At 48.8% G+C, this 17,288-nt stretch carries 16 protein-coding genes; 3 read left to right on the top strand and 13 right to left on the bottom strand.

What is annotated here, in order from left to right; genetic code table 11:
* Nucleotides 1–50: 50 nt before the first annotated feature.
* Together GCU44_RS10610 and GCU44_RS10605 are read right to left on the bottom strand one after the other, a co-directional pair.
* Nucleotides 51–1,676: a S8 family peptidase gene (locus GCU44_RS10610; protein ID WP_154856372.1), complete on the bottom strand. Its 1,626-nt coding sequence runs from the start codon at nucleotides 1,674–1,676 to the stop codon at nucleotides 51–53.
* Complete coding sequence (locus GCU44_RS10605; protein ID WP_154856371.1) at nucleotides 1,663–2,352, bottom strand: hypothetical protein; 690 nt, start codon at nucleotides 2,350–2,352, stop codon at nucleotides 1,663–1,665. Before GCU44_RS10605 ends, GCU44_RS10610 begins: the two co-directional genes overlap by 14 nt.
* 51 nt (nucleotides 2,353–2,403) lie before the next feature.
* On the opposite strand from GCU44_RS10605, the gene trpF reads away from it, so the two are divergent.
* Nucleotides 2,404–3,033: a phosphoribosylanthranilate isomerase gene (gene trpF / locus GCU44_RS10600; protein WP_092169604.1), complete on the top strand. Its 630-nt coding sequence runs from the start codon at nucleotides 2,404–2,406 to the stop codon at nucleotides 3,031–3,033.
* Here trpF and trmB read toward each other — a convergent pair.
* The 9 genes from trmB to holA form a co-directional block, all read right to left on the bottom strand.
* A complete protein-coding gene (trmB, locus tag GCU44_RS10595; protein ID WP_154856370.1) occupies nucleotides 3,030–3,695 on the bottom strand; it encodes a tRNA (guanosine(46)-N7)-methyltransferase TrmB in 666 nt (221 codons plus the stop codon). The genes trpF and trmB overlap by 4 nt on opposite strands.
* 4 nt (nucleotides 3,696–3,699) lie before the next feature.
* Nucleotides 3,700–5,001, bottom strand: a complete 1,302-nt coding sequence (locus GCU44_RS10590) for a bifunctional folylpolyglutamate synthase/dihydrofolate synthase (RefSeq protein WP_154856369.1) — start codon at nucleotides 4,999–5,001, stop codon at nucleotides 3,700–3,702.
* Between the two features lie 9 nt (nucleotides 5,002–5,010).
* Nucleotides 5,011–5,970 (bottom strand): energy transducer TonB, encoded by a 960-nt coding sequence (locus GCU44_RS10585; RefSeq protein WP_092169612.1) that lies wholly within the window; start codon nucleotides 5,968–5,970, stop codon nucleotides 5,011–5,013.
* A 3-nt stretch (nucleotides 5,971–5,973) separates the two neighbouring features.
* Complete coding sequence (locus tag GCU44_RS10580; protein WP_154856368.1) at nucleotides 5,974–6,366, bottom strand: ExbD/TolR family protein; 393 nt, start codon at nucleotides 6,364–6,366, stop codon at nucleotides 5,974–5,976.
* 1 nt (nucleotide 6,367) lies between these two features.
* On the bottom strand, nucleotides 6,368–7,069 hold the full coding sequence (locus tag GCU44_RS10575) for a MotA/TolQ/ExbB proton channel family protein (protein ID WP_092169617.1): 702 nt from the start codon (nucleotides 7,067–7,069) through the stop codon (nucleotides 6,368–6,370).
* Between the two features lies 1 nt (nucleotide 7,070).
* The gene (locus GCU44_RS10570) at nucleotides 7,071–7,760 is read right to left on the bottom strand and encodes an SPOR domain-containing protein (protein ID WP_154856367.1); all 690 of its coding nucleotides are present in this window, start codon (nucleotides 7,758–7,760) and stop codon (nucleotides 7,071–7,073) included.
* 98 nt (nucleotides 7,761–7,858) lie between these two features.
* Complete coding sequence (locus tag GCU44_RS10565) at nucleotides 7,859–9,538, bottom strand: TonB-dependent receptor (RefSeq protein ID WP_154856366.1); 1,680 nt, start codon at nucleotides 9,536–9,538, stop codon at nucleotides 7,859–7,861.
* Nucleotides 9,535–12,513 carry a tetratricopeptide repeat protein gene (locus GCU44_RS10560; protein ID WP_241684908.1) on the bottom strand — a complete coding sequence of 993 codons (2,979 nt, stop codon included), beginning with the start codon at nucleotides 12,511–12,513 and terminating at the stop codon, nucleotides 9,535–9,537. Before GCU44_RS10560 ends, GCU44_RS10565 begins: the two co-directional genes overlap by 4 nt.
* Before the next feature lie 38 nt (nucleotides 12,514–12,551).
* Nucleotides 12,552–13,574 carry a DNA polymerase III subunit delta gene (gene holA / locus GCU44_RS10555; protein WP_154856364.1) on the bottom strand — a complete coding sequence of 341 codons (1,023 nt, stop codon included), beginning with the start codon at nucleotides 13,572–13,574 and terminating at the stop codon, nucleotides 12,552–12,554.
* A gap of 122 nt (nucleotides 13,575–13,696) precedes the next feature.
* On the opposite strand from holA, the gene GCU44_RS10550 reads away from it, so the two are divergent.
* Complete coding sequence (locus GCU44_RS10550) at nucleotides 13,697–14,395, top strand: tetratricopeptide repeat protein (RefSeq protein ID WP_154856363.1); 699 nt, start codon at nucleotides 13,697–13,699, stop codon at nucleotides 14,393–14,395.
* Here the strand turns inward: GCU44_RS10550 and GCU44_RS10545 are convergent.
* Entirely contained in the window at nucleotides 14,382–15,218 is an 837-nt protein-coding gene (locus tag GCU44_RS10545; RefSeq protein ID WP_154856362.1) for a universal stress protein, read from the bottom strand. The genes GCU44_RS10550 and GCU44_RS10545 overlap by 14 nt on opposite strands.
* Nucleotides 15,219–15,233: 15 nt before the next feature.
* Nucleotides 15,234–16,160 (bottom strand): 2-hydroxyacid dehydrogenase, encoded by a 927-nt coding sequence (locus GCU44_RS10540; RefSeq protein ID WP_154856361.1) that lies wholly within the window; start codon nucleotides 16,158–16,160, stop codon nucleotides 15,234–15,236.
* 236 nt (nucleotides 16,161–16,396) lie between these two features.
* Here GCU44_RS10540 and GCU44_RS10535 point away from each other — a divergent pair, with 236 nt between their 5' ends.
* Nucleotides 16,397–17,245 (top strand): DUF2911 domain-containing protein, encoded by an 849-nt coding sequence (locus GCU44_RS10535; RefSeq protein WP_092169635.1) that lies wholly within the window; start codon nucleotides 16,397–16,399, stop codon nucleotides 17,243–17,245.
* Nucleotides 17,246–17,288 lie beyond the last annotated feature (43 nt).

The following is a 17,288-nucleotide window of genomic DNA, read 5'->3' as shown; positions in this document are numbered from 1 at the left end:
AGTAACTGGTGTGAATCATTGCAAAAAAAAGAAAAATTATTTTCTTTTCCTTATTTCTTCCACAACTTCATGCGGGCAGCATCGGAATTGTCCTCTACCTCAAGCCAATAGATTCCCGGAATGAGGGTGCCCATGTCCACCCGATAAGGGTCTCGTAGAAATGGACGATCCAGGCGAAGCGAGCTGATCATTTTCCCTTGCAGGTCGTAAAGCGTCAGTTGGCAAGAATTTTCCTGCCCAAATTCCACAAAAAGTTCCTGGTCATCCAGCGGGTTGGGATAAACCCGGGAAGGTACATCGACCAACGTCCCCTCCTCCCCACCATACAAGGCCCTGAGGTAATTCGGAACCCCGTATCCCAATTCAAAATCCGGATTTTTCGCCTGCGACCCGCTTTGTATCAGGCGGTCTTTGAGTTCGGCACGTGTCCACTCCGGGTTGGCTTGCCAGAGCCCTGCTGCCAAAGCAGCTATCTGCGGTGCGGAGAAAGAGGTACCGCTGGAAAAACTGGTACCCTCAACCTGCCTCCAGAGGGTTACCCCAGATCCGTAAGCCACCAATTCCGGCTTGATACGGCCGTCACTGCTAGGGCCAATGGAGCTAAATCCAGCCTTAGTAAATCGGTTATTGATCGCACCCACGGCCAAAATTCCCCGGGCGTCGGCAGGTACAGTGATTGTCTGCCAGCTGATGTTTCCCTCGTTTCCAGAACTGCTGACGACCAGTATTCCCTTATTGGCTGCCATTCCGGCCCCAATCGAGATAATGGCCGTTTCGCCATCGAGGTCTTCCCGGCTGTAATTCATTTCCGGGTCGTCAAATAAATTGTACCCAAGCGAGCTATTGATCACCTGCACGCCCAGACTGTCGGCAAATTCAGCCGCCCGCACCCAATTGTATTCTTCTATTCGGTATTCTGAATCCACGTCTTCGGTGATGCACAGCACGTACGATGCCGCGTAGGCTCCTCCTATCAACCGACTGGGATCAAAGGAGGCCAACAAGGAAAGGGCGCCTGTTCCGTGGGTGTCGGTCCGGAATACGTCGCCGGATCCAGGCCGTACAAAGTCTCGAGTGGCCAGGATACGGTTTTCGTTAAACAGATGCTGCAGGCCACCGATGGCATCGGTATTTAAAAAACCGGCGTCAAAAACGGCTATTTTGATGCCTTCCCCATTGAATCCATCCGCATGCATTTCGGGGATACCCAGAATATGATTTTGAAAATCAAAAGTCGTTTCCGAGGGAGTTTCCGCAAAGATGGGGTCGTTGCCCGTGTAACTTAGTGTTCCGTTTTGTCCATGCTGCTTCCCCCCACGGCCAACATATACCACCTTGGAAACAAAGGGCAAAGAAGCAATTTTCTCCACTGCTGCGGAATCGGCGGCTACCAGAGAGGCATTCAGCCATTTGGAATGGTATAGGATTTCCTGTACGTCGCCCCTTATTGCGGCAATGTACTTTTCGGAAACCGGGATATCTGTGCTGTCCAACGCACTGTTTTCCTTCGCTCTCCGCTCCAGGGACGCCTCACTTACCAATTCCAGCGGCCGGTTGAGGCTGTATCGATCGGTGGGTTTATAGCTGTAATGAACGGCATATCGGTCCTGACCCACCAGCTGGGTTCCGCTGCAAAACAGCACAAATACACATGCAAACAAGCTACTCTTTCCCATGGCGGATTAGTTTTAAATGAGTAAAACGTCCCTCCTGAATGATTTGTTGTCCCAGGCAGTCGTTTCTGGAACAGTAGCGAAATACTTCGTAGTAGCTTTCTATCAGCCCAACTTCCCTGGCAAAAACCTCGTAGCGGTTGTCCCGAAGGGTAATGAGATCGTCTTCCTCGCTCTGCCGAATGGTCATCGTTTCCGGAAAATAGGTGTTTTCCACCAGTAGATCCCCCGCACTTTCGACGAAAAAGAATTTCGCAGGTAGCGAATTATAGGTGTTCCCATCCCAACTACTTTCCACATGGAGGGGGTAAACCAAAATGATTTCCAGGAGGTTATTGTCTTGGCGAATCACTCTTCCTCCCGAAAAAGTCAGCGTATACGCCTTTTCATTATCCCAGATATTCCGATCTGCGGATCGCTGTCTTCGCACCCAAAATACGAGCTCGTTTTCTGCATTGAGGGTTTGATCGGTTATTTGATCCCGGTAAAAAAACGTCTCGGATTCAAAATCATCTTCCCCAAAATACCGGGTATTTTCGACGCGGTATTCCCAGAAATTTCCAACAGCCAACGGTAAAAAAGTCGACGTAATCACCGAAGGATCTTCTCGCAACACCTCACAACCAATCGTAAAAATCAGGAATGGGAGAAAACAATACCTTTTATCCAAACCATTCATTCTCTATCTTTGAAATCCGTTAAAATTACACAAATAATACGCAAAACTGAAATGGCTTTAAAAACTTTTGTAAAGATAAGCAATGTAAATAATTTAAGCGATGCCAGGTATTGTTCCGGGATGTATGTAAACCTAATGGGGTTTTCGCTGGAGGAGCATTCCGAACACTATGTTTCGCCGGTTGAATTCAAAGAAATCACCAACTGGCTTTCGGGCCTGGAATACGTGGCGGAGTTTTCCCTGACACACCCTGACGAAATTTTGCAAACACTGACTGCCTACGAAGGCTTCAGCTGGATACAGGTGGAAGAAAAGCACCACCTGCAACTCCTGGATAATAGTAGTTACGGACTTATTTATCGTTATACCTTACCTGCCGAAGGCGACTGGGAGGAAATCTTATCCTTTTCCAAAAGTCTCGGAAAACAACAAATCGTACTCAATCTGGAGTCCGATTCAAACCGGGAACTTCAGGACGAGGATATCAAATCCATCCGCTCCCTGGCCCAAAATTGCGAGGTTTTGTTGGGCTTTGGCTTTGATGCTGAAAACATCGGCGAATTGTTGGAGGCTACCGGAATAAAGGGCATCAGCATGAAGGGAGGGCACGAAATCCGGCCTGGAATCAAGGATTTTGACGAGCTGGCAGACATATTAGAGGCCCTGGAACTGGAAGATTAATCCCGGACGAAGGAGAATTCCAGGTATTTGATGGTTTCTCCTTTGTCCATAAATAACTTTTCGTAGCGCGTTTGGATTCCATGGTGCGCATCCTTCCATTCGGACGAATAAAAATCCCTGGTCTGTCGCTCCACCCGAATATCGGAACGGCTGGAAAATAGTTCTTCGGTGTAGGAAAAAAGCCCTGTGTTGTCCGTTTTGAAATGGATGTGTCCACCGGGATGCATGATTTGCTTGTAAAGCTGCAAAAAACGAGGGGAAGTAAGTCGCTTTTTTTCGTCTCTATCCTTTGGCCGGGGGTCGGGAAAGGTTATCCACAACTCGTCTACTTCTCCCGGAGCAAAGGATTCTTCCAATCGTTCAATCTGTGTTCGCAAAAAGGCTACGTTTTCCAGCCCTTCTTCCGAGGCCTGAGAACTTCCTTTCCAAATACGGGAGCCTTTGATGTCCACACCAACGAAGTTCTTGTCCGGGTACCGTCTGCCCAAACCGACGGTAAACTCTCCCCTGCCGCAGGCCAGTTCCACTACCAGGGGATGCTCGTTTTTAAATTGCTGCCGCTTCCAGTTCCCCTTAATCGTTTCAAAGATTTCCTTTCCCGGTTGCACCACATTTGGATTGACTTCGTTTTGCGCAAAACGTTCCAGTTTTTTTCTACCCATTTTTTTAAAGTCCGTTGATTTCTGCGACGACAAATGTACTGCCTCCGACGAAGATCAGGTCATCTGCCACGGCATTTTTTTTAGCAAATTCAAGGGCTTCGTTTACATCCGAAATAACCCACCCGCTAAGTCCGTATGCCAGCGCTTTTTGCTGTAGCACATCGGCAGGCAGCGACCTTGGTTGATCCGCCTGACAAAAAATATAGGCTGCATCCTTCGGGAGCAATGCCAGAATCTCATCCACATCTTTGTCCCGAACCATCCCGAGAACCAGCGTCAACTGGCGGTAAGAAAGGTTCAAAAGCTGATCCAGGATTACCCGAAACCCATCGATATTGTGGCCCGTATCACAGATGATCGTCGGATTTTTTCCTAAAATTTGCCATCGGCCCTTTAAGCCAGTACTTGCCTGTGTGTTGGCCAAACCGTCTCGGATGGCTTCCTCCCGGATGCGTAGGCCCATGCTTTTCAGACTGTCGAGGGCCAGCAGGATTGCCGGAAGGTTTCGGGCCTGGTAATCGCCCAACAAATCCATAGGGAGATCCCAGGTTTTCCCACCGACTGGTCGAATCTCAAAAACCGCCCGAAGAGGTAGCTGGCCGGCAACGATGCCTTTCGGAACCACCTCCATGTGCTGATCGGCGAATACTATGGAGGCGTTTTTTTGAGCGGCTGTTTGCCGGAAAACCGCAACCGTCTCTGACTGGGTTTGCCCAATGACGACCGGTACGCCTTGTTTGATAATACCGGCTTTTTCACCGGCAATTTTTTCCAGGCTGTCTCCCAGAAATTGCATGTGGTCCATCCCGATGTTGGTAATGACACTGAGCAAAGGAGTCACCACATTGGTGCTATCAAACCTCCCTCCCATGCCCGTCTCAATGACGGCATAATCTACCGCTTCCCGGACGAAGTAATCCAAAGCCATGGCAACCGTCATTTCAAAAAAGCTGGGCTTCAACTCCTCCAAAAAGGCACGATGGGCTTCCACAAAGCGACATACTTCCGCCTCGGGTATTTCCTGTCCGTTGATTTTTATTCGTTCCCGAAAGGATTTCAAATGGGGCGAGGTGTACAGTCCGGTCTTATAACCGGCGGTCTGGAGTACCGAGGCCAGTGCATGGGATGTACTGCCTTTTCCGTTGGTCCCGGCGATATGAATGCTCCGAAGCGCTTGCTGGGGATTTCCCAACCGATCGCAAAGCATAAGCGTATTGCTGAGGTCTTTCTTAAAGGCCGGCGCCCCTACCCGTTGAAACATGGGCAAGGCCTGATACAAAAAGTCAAGGGATTCCTGGTACGTCATGGAGAGGGATTAATCTACCCGGATGATAAAGGTAATTCGACCGGTGGAATAATCGGCGGTGGGATTGTCGCTCTGCCGTTTAAAGGAAAGCCCGGTGACTACGGTACGGTAGTAATTCAACACCTCGTTACTAACGTTGTATTCAAGCGGGATAGCCTGAACGATGCGCCCATTGTCGTTCACCGTTATCCGAAAAACAATTCTCCCATTTCGGTTGGATAGTCTGTCTTGAATCTGCGGCCTGGAAGCGAAATCCCAACCTGCCAAATCCAGGTTATAGCCCGCTCCGTCTCCGGTGTTTCCGCTTCCGGATTGCAAAATGGATCGACCATCCACGGTCCCCTGAGGGTTGCCTTCGTTGCCCGGCTGACCGGAGCTTCCCTGGTTATCACCCGAGGAGGGCCGATTCGAAGAGCCGGTATTGCCTCCTGCGCCAAATATCGCCCGCTGGTCCACGGTCGGTTTCTTTTCTTCCACCTTCTCCGGCGCAGGTTCTGCTTCGGCAGGGGTTTCCGTCACGGGGGTTTCTGCGGGCCTTTCGGGGGTTTCCCTGGGCTGCTCGGCAGCGGGCTGAGGCTGTGTATCGGCCTTTACAGGACTGGGTACATTGGATTGAATTTCCTGCCTGGGTTGGCTCGGACTGGGTTGTGCCGGAGAGGGGGTGGATTCGGGAGGGCTGACGGGTACGATGTTTTCAGAAGGCTGAGAAGAAGGGTCACCCGGTGCGGGTGCCTCTTCTGACACTTCGGAGGCACTCGTGGCGGTGGTAGCTGCTTGTTCGTTATCCATGCCCGTATCGGAAAAGCCCAGATTCAATTCCAGACCAAACTGCGACATGGGCGGCACCGGTTGCTTCCACACCACGATAAAGTAAAATCCGAGCAGTATCAGCACGTTTAAAATAAACGTAATCAGGACTGCCTTTTTTTTGTTGTCCAGGGTTTCTTTTCGGTCTTCCCAAACTTCCATGGATTACTGAAACGGTTTTGTTGCGATGGTGACATTGGCTTCCAGCGAGGCCGCTATCCCACCTACCTCTACCAAATGTTCTACAGGCACCTCTTTGTCGATATGCAATACCACGTACCCTTGCTTGTCTTTTAGTAACGCTGTCAATTCGTTTTTAATTTCATTTCTGCTCACCTGTCGGTCGTTGACGGCATATTTCAGATCTTTGGTAATGCTTACGGTTACCTCCTGCATCACGATATCCGAGGTTTCACTGGAGGGTAAGTTGACCGGCAATCCAGAGGGTGTAATAAAGGAAGAGGTAAGCATAAAAAAGATCAACAGCAAGAAAATAATATCGGTCATGGACGACATGCTGAATGCTGCTTCGATTTTGTTTTTTGACTGAAGGCCCATGCTATTTCTTGTCCTGAAGTAAATCGATAAATTCGATGGTGGTGTACTCCATGTTATGTATCAACTTGGAAACCTGGGTTACCAGGTAATTGTACCCCAAATAGGCAACGATACCCACCACGAGTCCGGTGGCCGTAGTAATCATCGCCTCGTAAATCCCGGTGGAAAGGAGTTTTGGGGAAACCATCCCCTCTTCCTGGGCTACGCCAATAAAGGCCCGAATCATACCGGCCACGGTACCCAAAAACCCGATCATGGGGGCGGCACCAGAAACGGTAGCGAGCAATCCCAGGTTTTTCTCCAGTTTATAGATCTCAATCTTTCCGACATTTTCGATGGCCACTTCGATGTTTTTTAAGGGGCTACCGATTCGCTCCAATCCCTTGGCGATCATGTGTGCGACCGGCGTTTCTTCGCCCTGGCAAATCAGTTTTGCTTGCTCAATATTCCCGCTCTGCACCATCATTTTGACCTGATCAATCATACCCTTGGGTGTTTTTGAGGCTTTTTTCAATGTAATCACCCGCTCGATAAATATAAAGATGGCCAGTATAAAGAGCAGATACAGCGGAATCATCATGTAGCCCCCCTTTACCAATAATTCCAAAAGGCCAATGTCCGCAGAACCGGATCCCTCTAACAGGGCAAGTGAATCAACGGCCTGTTGGCCGTCACTGGTAGACAACGTTTGTGCTAGGATCATATTAATATTTCAAAACCCATAAGTTTTCATTATACGCTTCTTGAGAAGCCTCCCTCGCCTCAAGGGCCAGGTCTACATTCTCGTACTGCCCAACTGCCAGGCGGTAAAAATGAATGTCTCCATACGGATGAATCAAAAACGTCTGCAGTCCATCTTTATTGAGTTTTGCTGAATAATCTCTTGCCAGGTCGTCGTCAATAAAACTTCCCACGACCAAAAAATAACGGGCCGAGGTCCCACGTCCATCGATCTCCGTGAGCACGGGTTCGGTCACCGGGTCTTCTGCAACCGGTACTTCCTCCTCCGGCTCTACAGGGGCTGGCGGAGCGGGGTTATCCAGCACCGGTTCCTCAACTGCAACCGGCGTTTCGCTTGCTTGGTCGCTGGAAAAATCTCCCCAATTACCCCAATAATACGCCCCAAATCCGATAAGTAGAACCAAAAGCAAAATCCATACAAACGCCCAGTTGGAGGATCGGCTTTTCTTTTTCTCCGGTGCACTGGTTTTTTTTCCGCCCGTAGTGGCTGCGATCTTCGGTTTCGTTGGCACGGATTTTTTCTCCGCTACCGGGGCTACCGGAGGCTTTTCAGCAGGTGTGGACTCCAGTGGGTTGATGGAAACCGGAGGCAACCCAAAGTCCTCATCGTTATCTGCTTGGCTGTTTTGATCCTTGGATTTATTTTCAGACATATCAAAAAAGATTGTTTCAATTTGCTAAGCTAAAGTAAAACGATCAAATCGGCAATAATGGCACCATATTTCCCGACCAAGGATCTTGCTAAACCGACCTAAAACTTGAACCCGATACCTCCAAGAACCTGAATGGTTCGGACGGGATAGTAGTTAAACCGTTCGTAGCGCTGATTGAGCAGGTTGTTTCCTTTAACAAAGGCGGAAAACCGGCGGGTAAATGCATAATCCGCGTGCAGGTGCAGGTCCAGCAGGGGATCCAGTCTTCGTTCGGTGTCCGAAGCCAGATTGATGGCCCGAATACCTCCCATCGCATGAAGGTTGGCATGGATGGTCCAGTGCTCATCCGGGGTAAAGGAATTGTTGATATGGGCCTCCCACTCCGGACGGTGCCAGGCGGAAGCAATGTCATCCAGGGTGTATTGGTAGTAATGAAGGGAGGCATCGAGTCGATAGGCATTGTCGTAGGTATAGTTGACCGTACCGTGGTACTCCAATACCTTGGTGTTGTTGTCGTAAATTAGCTGAAACCGGGTGCTATCCATGGCGTTGTTTCCAAAGAAATGCAAATTGGTAAAGTCCCCATATTTGAAGCCCAGCCGGTAATTGACCAGATCGTTGACCTTTCCAGAAATACCTGCATCTACCTGAAAGTTCTGTATGGCATTCCGAAGTTGTTCGGAGGGACCCAGAAACGGATTTTCCTGTACGAAATCGTAATAGGTGGTTCGGTTGACATCACCGGCATACCTACCGTAAATGCCAAACTCCGGCAGCAGGTGGTACGACAGAAAGACCGTCGGAAACACATAAAACTCCTTCAACTTATTCGGAACGATGTCGTTTTCGTGAACCACATTTGCCCCGATTTTCACCTGTAGTCCCTCGCGAATGTACTGTGCATAGGGATGCAATTTGAAATAGTTTCTGGTAATGGACTCGTAATTCACATCCCTTGGGGAAGTAAAGGCCAACAGGGATTCAATTCCCCCATTTAGGTTTTCATTGGCGCGAAAACCCACGTTTGCGTTCACCAGGGCTTCGGTCTCCTGCGCTTCGTACCGATCGTCAAACAACCGCAACGAAAGGCTGGCTCCGTAGTTAAAGGGTTCCGTCTGTTCAATTCTCCGGATACCTACCTGCGTCCGAATGGTATGAAAAACCTGCCGAATCGTATCGGCAAGCACTTGTGTCTCGGGTTGGGGGGTATAGCCGTAGAAATGATAGGTATCTCTTTCGTAGCCAAACTTCCCGTAGATTTCCACGATGTCTTTGTACATACTACCGGTTAGCCGTACCCGGGTATGGGTCTCGGCGGAGTTTTCCCCATCGACCGGACCGGTATAGTAGCCCTGGTGCTTCAAGTGGAGCCCGTAGGAAAGCTCCGGATCAACCTGGGGAAAAAGATCCAGTTGAATCAACGGTGAGGCATAGTTACCAAATCCAAGTTTGGCAATTCCCATGGTTTGGTCCGTTTCCGGCCGGGGAAAATCCTTTTGGAAGGGTTGGGTTTCTAGCGCTACCGGGGCCAGGGGAAGAAAATAGTTGGTTACCTCGTAGGTGTAATTGGGCGTAGTGGAGACCGGGGGCAATGCCGGGCTATTTTCGAAAACCCGGGACTGTTTGGGAAGCGTCAATACCCGGTCTTTTCGGATGATAAACTCCGTATCCCGAATCTCCCCCCGTTGGGATTCGGGCTGATCTTGTGCCTGTAGGGGTCCGGCAAGCACGGCCGCCAGTAAGACTCCCCCGATCAATCGCTGTTTCCCATGCTTCATTCTGTGGTGGTGTTGATGGTTTGCAATAATTCTTCGGCTTCATTTACAACTTCCGGAACGGAGGAATTCTCGACAATGGATTCAAGCGTTGCCTTCGCTTGAAAGGTTTCATCCATGGCGATGTAATTTTTTGCCAGTAGCACAAACTGCATCCCGTACCAACGTTCGTACGAGGCAAAGGGCTGCGAATAGCTGAAAATCAGTTCGTTGGAAGCTTCGTATTCACCCGCTTGATTTCGTATCCATGCGAGTCGATACAACGCCTCGGCACCCTGCTCCGAGGTATAATTTTCGACCAATTGCCGGTATGCCGCTGCCGCCTCGGTCGGATTACCATTGGATTCCAGTGATTTTCCTTTGATTAGCAAGGCTCTTGGTACCGCATCTACCGTAATATTGCCCAATGCAACGATCTTATCGGCCCAGCTAACGGCCTCTGAAAAATTCCCGATTTCAAAGGTGGCTGTCATTAGTCCGGAATAGGCATCGTACTCCTCCGCAACACTTCGGGCGTTTTCGGCGGTAAACTCAAAATACGGAATGGCTTTGGCATAATTTTCCCGTTCAAATTCGATGATCGCTATTTTTTGAAATACCCGGGTTTTCAGGTTGATATCGGAAGTGTTTTCCAATTGGTAGTAGCGCTCCAGGGCTTTGTCGGTACTGCCTTGCCGGTAATGCGCGTCCGCCAGGTAATAGCTGGCCTCGGGTACCTGGCTGGAATTCGGGTAATTTCGCAGAAAGCTTTCCAACGAGCGGATTGCCTGTTCGTACGATTGATTGAATACCAGACTTTTGGCCGCTTCAAATTCCACGTTTTCCAAATTACTGCTGCTGGGATTCGATTTGCGGTATTCCGACAGGTACGTAGAAAACTCCTCCGGTCTCCCTTGCAGGGAGAGACTCTCCTGGAGTCCCACCAGGGCTGTTTCTCCGTTGGAAGCATTGGGGTAGTCGTCCAGAATCCTTTTATAATCCGCAATTGCCTGGTCGTATTCCTTCAGGGAATAATTGGCTACCGCCCTGCCCTCCAGCGCAAAGGGGATAAACGGACTATTGGGTTTCTGGGCTATCAGGGTACTGAAAACCTCCCTTCCCTGCCGGTAATTTAGATCCTCCATGTGAATTTGGGCCTTTTGAAACAGCGCATCTTCCAGGTAAAGGCTGTTGGGGAAGCGGTTTGCCACCTGGTCCAATAGCCGGATCGCTTCGAGGTTTCTATTTTGAAAATTGGCCACAACGCCGCCCCTGAAATAGGCATAATCGCTATACGGACTGCTTTCTTCAATGGCTCGCTGAAAAGTAGTGGCTGCTGCATCAAATTTTTTCTGTATGTAATACACGTCTCCCAGGCGCAACAGGGCATCGTGGTACTGTTCTTTTTCGCGGTTGTTTCGCAATTTGTCCGTATAGGCTTTGAACTGCCTTTCGGCCTTATTGTAACTCCCCTGGTTAAAATAAGCATATCCCAGGCCATAGTGGGTTTTAATGAGCGCAGGATCGGAGCTGGGGGGGTTCATGGCCAATACACGTTCATACGCCTGTATGGCCGCTTCCGGCTTATTCGCTACCGCATTTGCCTCACCTTTCCAAAATTGCGCCAAAACCTGCAGGGACTTGTCCTCGGGGTAACGGAGCGACTTGTCCAAAAGCTGCAAGGTACCCGAGGGATTATTGTCCCGGAAATAGGCCATCGCCTGGTAGAAGGTTACTTTTTGGTAGGCCTCCCGTATACGCGCCGACGGCTGCTGCATGCGTTCCATGTGCTGGATCGCCCGCAGGTAATTGTTGGTATTGATCAGCGCGTCGCTGAGCAAGTCTTCGGCTTGCGCGAAACGAGTTCCCCGGGGATAATCATTCAGGTATTGGTCCAGCGCTGTAACCGCCTCCTGAAATTTGCCCATTTCCAGGTTTACCTTGGCGTAATTAAACAGGGCTTCTTCTTTTATCTCCGGATTGAAGTCCATTTTATAGGCCGCACTAAAACTATTGGCCGCAAAGGGCAAGTTCTCTAATTGAATGTAGGCATGGCTCAGAAAATAGCTGGATACCTGACCCAAAGCGTCGCTTAGGAGCGCTACCTCTTTGAAAAAATTACTGGCGATTTGAAATTGGCTGATTTCATAATGGGCTACTCCCGCCTTGTACTGTTGGTCCCGGGACAAGGCACCTTTTTTCGCGGAAACAAACGATTGGTAATGGTAAGCGGCTTGTTCGTAGGCATTATCCGCGTAATACGCCTCCGCGAGCAATAAATGCACCTGCTCCCGCTTTTCAAGTCCGGCTTTATCGATGATGGGCGCGGCGTAGGCAATTACCTGGGGCAAGTCTCCTTGTTGGTAATACAGTGCCGTCAACATGTAGGGAACCTTCAGGCTAAATTCCCTGGACTTTTCGGCTTCTTTAAAATTTGTGACAGCCGTCTCAAAATCTTTCTGTTGAAAGGCACTAAAACCCGCATAGTAATACGCGCTGGCTAAAAAAGGGCTTTTGTAACGTTTGGCCCGTTCGAAGTAGTTTTGGGCCTGTGAGTAATTTTTCAATTGAAAAAAACTGTAACCCGTTTTGAATAATAGCTCCGGATGCCGCTCCTGGCTTAAGGGAATTCCGCGCAAGCGGCCAAAATTTTCAATGGCTTCCCGGTAATTCCGTCCGGTAAAGTAATGATTACCCAGAACCCATGCCGCTTCATGAGCCAGGGGCTCTTCCGGATAATCCAGTACAAAGGCTTCGAGTGAAGACGTGCCCTCCGGAAAATCCCCCCTTAGTGAAGAAAGTCCCTGGTAATAGTGTACCTCAATGGATTTCTCCTGGCTCAGTTCGTGAAGGCGCAACTGCTCAAAGGCCTCGCGGGAAGCGGCAAACTGGTCTTTGTAGAACAAATCCAATGCATCCTGAAAGGCGGGTTCGACCTCCTGCTGGTGTAGGGTGGCCTGTCCTGAAGCAAGCAGCTGTACTCCCAAAACCAAATACACTGCTAGCAATCCTATCCGTTTTCTTTTCATCGCTCGGATCAATGTAGAATTTTAAAAATGAGTTCTTTAAGAATTTGTGACTCGTCCAGATTGTTGGCTAAGACACCTTTGGAACGCAAATCTGCCTCTCTTAGGTATCCGATGATATCAATAATCTTGCCTAAGGGGTAATTTTTTGCCGCAGTCGTGTATTCTTTTATAAAATAGGGGTTTACTTTCAGCGCAGCGGCCAATTCACGGTCTCCCATTCCCTTACTAGCCTTTACCTGAAGCAGGCGACTAAAATGCAAATAAAGCAGGCTTAATAGGGGAATCAAGGGGTGGGATTTTGGGTTTTGCGCAAAATACTGAATGATGGTATTCGCCTTTTGTACATCCTTATAGCTAAGTGAATTGGTCAACTCAAAATTATTGAAGTCCTTGCTGATTCCGATGAACTGCTGAATGTGCCCGGTATTGATCGCTACCGGCTCATCAAAATTGATAAGCATCTTATCGATTTCATTGGTGAGCACCTCCATGTTGTTACCAATGGACTCGGCAAGCACCTGACAGGCCCGGGTCTCGATGGTAAACCCTTTTCCTTTGACATAGTCGTCAATGTAGGGGGCCAATTTGTATTCGGGTACCTTATCGGATTTCACAAAAACGGCCCGCTTGTCCAGTTCTTTCGCCAGGGCCTTCCTTCCATCCAAGACCTTGTATTTGTGGGCAAAAACGAGGATGGTGCTTGGAAGGGGATTTTTTAGGTAATGGATCAGTTGCTGATCGGCCTGCTCCCTGCCCAAATCCTGGATGGCCTGGGCCTCCTTTACGATGACTACCTGTCGTTCAGACATCATGGGAAACCGTTTGGCGTTGGTCAGAATAGTAGCCATGTTCGTTTCTTTCCCGTAAAGAATGATCTGATTGAATCCACGGTCTTGGTGAGCAAGGGCATTGTTTTCAATATACCCGGTTATTTTATCGATGAAATAGGGCTCTTCTCCCTGAAGAAAATAGACGGGTGCAAAGTTATTTGCTTCCAGATCTTTGAGAATACTTTCCGGTTTACTGGGCATACCTGAATTAAAAATATCGCGATAAGAGTTCAAATATAAAAAGAATAAAGGATTATCAAGGGTGGATGGAAACAATACCTTCCTTACTTTTGTATCTATAGCGTAACCAAAATGTAGCGACATTGAAATCATTGGAAATTGGCATTGCCTATTACAAGGAGGGTAAATTTGAAGAGGCCCTAAAGGTCTTTAATCAGCTCGTTGAATCGGAGGGGCCGCTACCCGAGCACCTGCATTACCGGGCGCGCATTCAGTCCCGGTTGGGCGCATTGGATCAGGCAATCGCTGATTTCGATGCGCTCCTACAACTTGAGCCCTACAATACTACCTTTATTAGTGACCGTGCGGTGGTTTTGCATTTATTGAGGCGAAACGAAGAAGCCATGCAAGCCTTCGACCAGGCCCTAAATCTGGACCCACAGAATCCGTACCGCTATTCCAGCAGGGCCTATTTCAAGGACCGGATCGGCGATCTGAAAGGCGCTATCGAAGATTACGAACGTGCGATTGAGATGGATCCAGAAGATGCAGTATCGTTGAATAATAAAGGGTTGGTAGAGGAAAAGTTGGGCTACCTGGGTGCAGCGCGGCAGAGCTTTTCCAAATCGGACCGACTAACCGGCTATACGCCTCCGGAACAACGGCAGCCGGATAAGGGAAACGAACAGTCCCTACCGGGCAGCGACTCTCAACCGAAACCAGAAAAGGCCAAACCACTCACCATCCGGCACTTTTTCGCGATACTCAATAAATTGGTGACTGACAAGGCCACCCGTAGGGAGTTTAAAAATTTCATCCGATCAAAAATCAAAGGCGCTTGATCACGTAGAGCGGCTTGTTGATGAAGTAGGACATTTTTTTTGACAAATTTTTTGTAAACAACTGTTCAAAAAAGGTTTTCTTTTTACTCAGCGTAAAGAGCACGTTTCCCTTTGCCGTGATGAGGTAGTTTTCTAGTCCCAGGCCAGGGTCATCCCGGTAGGATTTTAGGACAAAATTCACCTTTTCCATGGCAACAAACGGTTCTACTTCCTCCACCATGGTCAAATGGAGCGCCTTGTCGATGGTGTGAATTCGTGTACTTACGTGCACGACATCTAGCTCTGAATCAAAGACTTTCGCAAAACCCACCACGCGCTGAATGGCCAGCTTGTCCTCTTCCTGGTAGTTGGTAGCATACACCACCTTTCTGGGGATCTTGAAAAAGACTTTTCTGGGAACGATAAAAACGTCGCAGTCTGCGCTTTGCACCACCTTGCTTGACTTGGTGCCGATGTAATTTTTCTTAAATTCATTGATACCTTCCGTGCCCATCACGATCAAATCTGCCGCTTCAACTTCGGCACAGTTTAAGATGGTGGAGATGGTTTTTCCTTCTTTTAGGAGTCCGCTACAGGAATTAAGGCCCCGGGAAAGGCTTTCTTCCCGCACTGCCGCCACCAGGGATTCTAGCTTTTTTTTGGCTGTCTGAAGGCCTTCGCCCGGCGCAGCCCCCGGAAAAAGCTTCTCGTAGTCTTCCTTATCCGGAACGTGTAGCAAAAATAGATTTGCATTCCATTTTTCACCCAATTTTGCGGCATATTCGATCGCATTTAACGAACATTCCGAAAAGTCGGTAGGACAAAGGATGGTATAGGTTTTCATAAAGAATCAATAGGTTTAATACCCCTGTGTCTTACTTATTTGATTGATCAGGGGTCTGTTTTGCAGCAAATTTTTATAGTTTTCTATAATTTGGGGGGCTGCAGCCCGGTAGTTGGTAATACTGGCTATATGCGGAGTAATGGTAATTTGCTCTTGTGTCCAAAAGGGATGCTCCGGGGGCAAGGGTTCCTGCTGAAATACGTCCAGTAAGGCTCCTGAAATTCGACCGGATTCAATGGCCGGGATCAGATCCGCTTCCACCAGGTGTTTGCCTCGGGCCACGTTGATCAGGTAGGTACCCGGCGTACATTTCTGAAAGAATGCGCTGTTTAGAAAACCCTCCGTCTTCTCCGTCAGCGGAAGCAGGCAGACCAGCACGTTCACCTTGTCTAGAAAGGCCTGCAATTGTTCTCCGTAAAAATAAGGGTGCCGGAAATCGGCCTTGGGACGGTTGCCGTATCCGACCACCGGAATCCCTAAGCCAGCAAGCTTATCGAGTGCATCTCCCCCGAGTTCACCCACTCCCATCACGCCTACCGTGATCGGGATCTCGGGCTGGCTCATATCCCAGGTTTTGGACCGTTTGTCTCGAATGTAGCGGAGGATTTGCCGGTGGAAATTGAGAACGCCCATCACCACGTAATTGGTCATCGAATAGGTAAGCCGAGGGTCCACGATCCGGGTGATCGGCACCTTATCGGGCACATAATCGGCCAGGATATGGTCTACCCCGGAGCCCATGGAACAAATCAGTTTCAAATGGGGAAATCTCTTGAGGATCCCCTTTGGGTGTTGCCAAAGAACTACCACTTCCACATCCTCCGGCCTGCCGACTTCCGGATACACCTGAAGGTCAATACCCGGGTCCAACTCATTAAAAACTGCGATCCAGTTCGCGATTTCTTTTTCCGATTTATTTGGCGCAACAATTGCTAGTCCCATTGAAAGAATAATCCTGTTAGAAATAAAACAAGTTAAAAATGATCGCCCAAAATTCCTGCAACCCTACACCGTACACACACGAATACCGGGCAGGAATATTGAATTTTTCAACGTAATTCCTGCAATTTAACTATCTTTGCCCACATTTATAGAACCGTTAATGTAAAGTAAACCCAGGCTGCAATCCCGAGTTGAATTTCAAGGCAATCATACAGACAATCTAAATTAAAATAACTATGAAAACAAAAAAAATGCTTTTTCTAATCGCTATTTTGTCATTGGTGCAATTTTCTGTCTCGGCGCAGATCAGCATGCCACAGGCCAGCCCGAGTAGCAAAATCAGTCAGCAAATGGGACTCACAGTACTCCACCTGGACTACAGCCGTCCCGGAAAACGGGAAAGAAAAATTTTTGGGGAACTGGTGCCTTACGGACAAGTATGGCGTACCGGGGCCAATAATCCCAGTACCCTCGAATTCGATACCGAAATAACCGTAAACGGACAAGCCCTCCCCGCAGGAAAATATGCCTTGTATTCGATCCCTGGAAAAAGTCAGTGGACCGTGATCTTCTCCAAAAATACCGAATTATGGGGTGCCATGGGCTACGATTCCAGCGACGACGCCTTACGGATTCAAGTACCCGCCCAAAAGCTAAAAGAGCCAGTGGAAACCATGACCATGGCATTTGCAGACCTAACCGATTCCGGAGCCACATTAAACCTTTCCTGGGACAAGACCCAGATTGGGTTTCGGTTGGAATCGGAAGTGGATCCCATTGTCATGAAACAAATTAAAGAATTACTGATCGACCAGGAAAACGACAATCCCGGTCTCAATTTTCAGGCGGCCAATTACTATTTCACCAACGATAAAGACCTAACTACCGCATTGGAATGGATCAGCAAATCGGTGGAGAAAGACCCGAAGTACTACACCGTACATTTGATGGCAAAAATCCAGGCCAAACTGGGTATGAAAGCGGAAGCTGAAGAAACGGCCAAAAAATCCATGAACATGGCCGAAGAGGCCAACAATCCGGATTATATTGGCTTGAACGAACGATTGATTGAATCGCTAAAATAATCCACAGCAAGAGCTGCCGACCCCCGGCAGCTCTTATTACCTT

It is taken from the genome of Cyclobacterium xiamenense (genome assembly GCF_009467825.1).
Taxonomy (GTDB): Bacteria; Bacteroidota; Bacteroidia; order Cytophagales; family Cyclobacteriaceae; genus Cyclobacterium; species Cyclobacterium xiamenense.
Note: the sequence above shows the minus strand (reverse complement) of the source record. Positions and strands in the feature narration are given on the sequence as shown.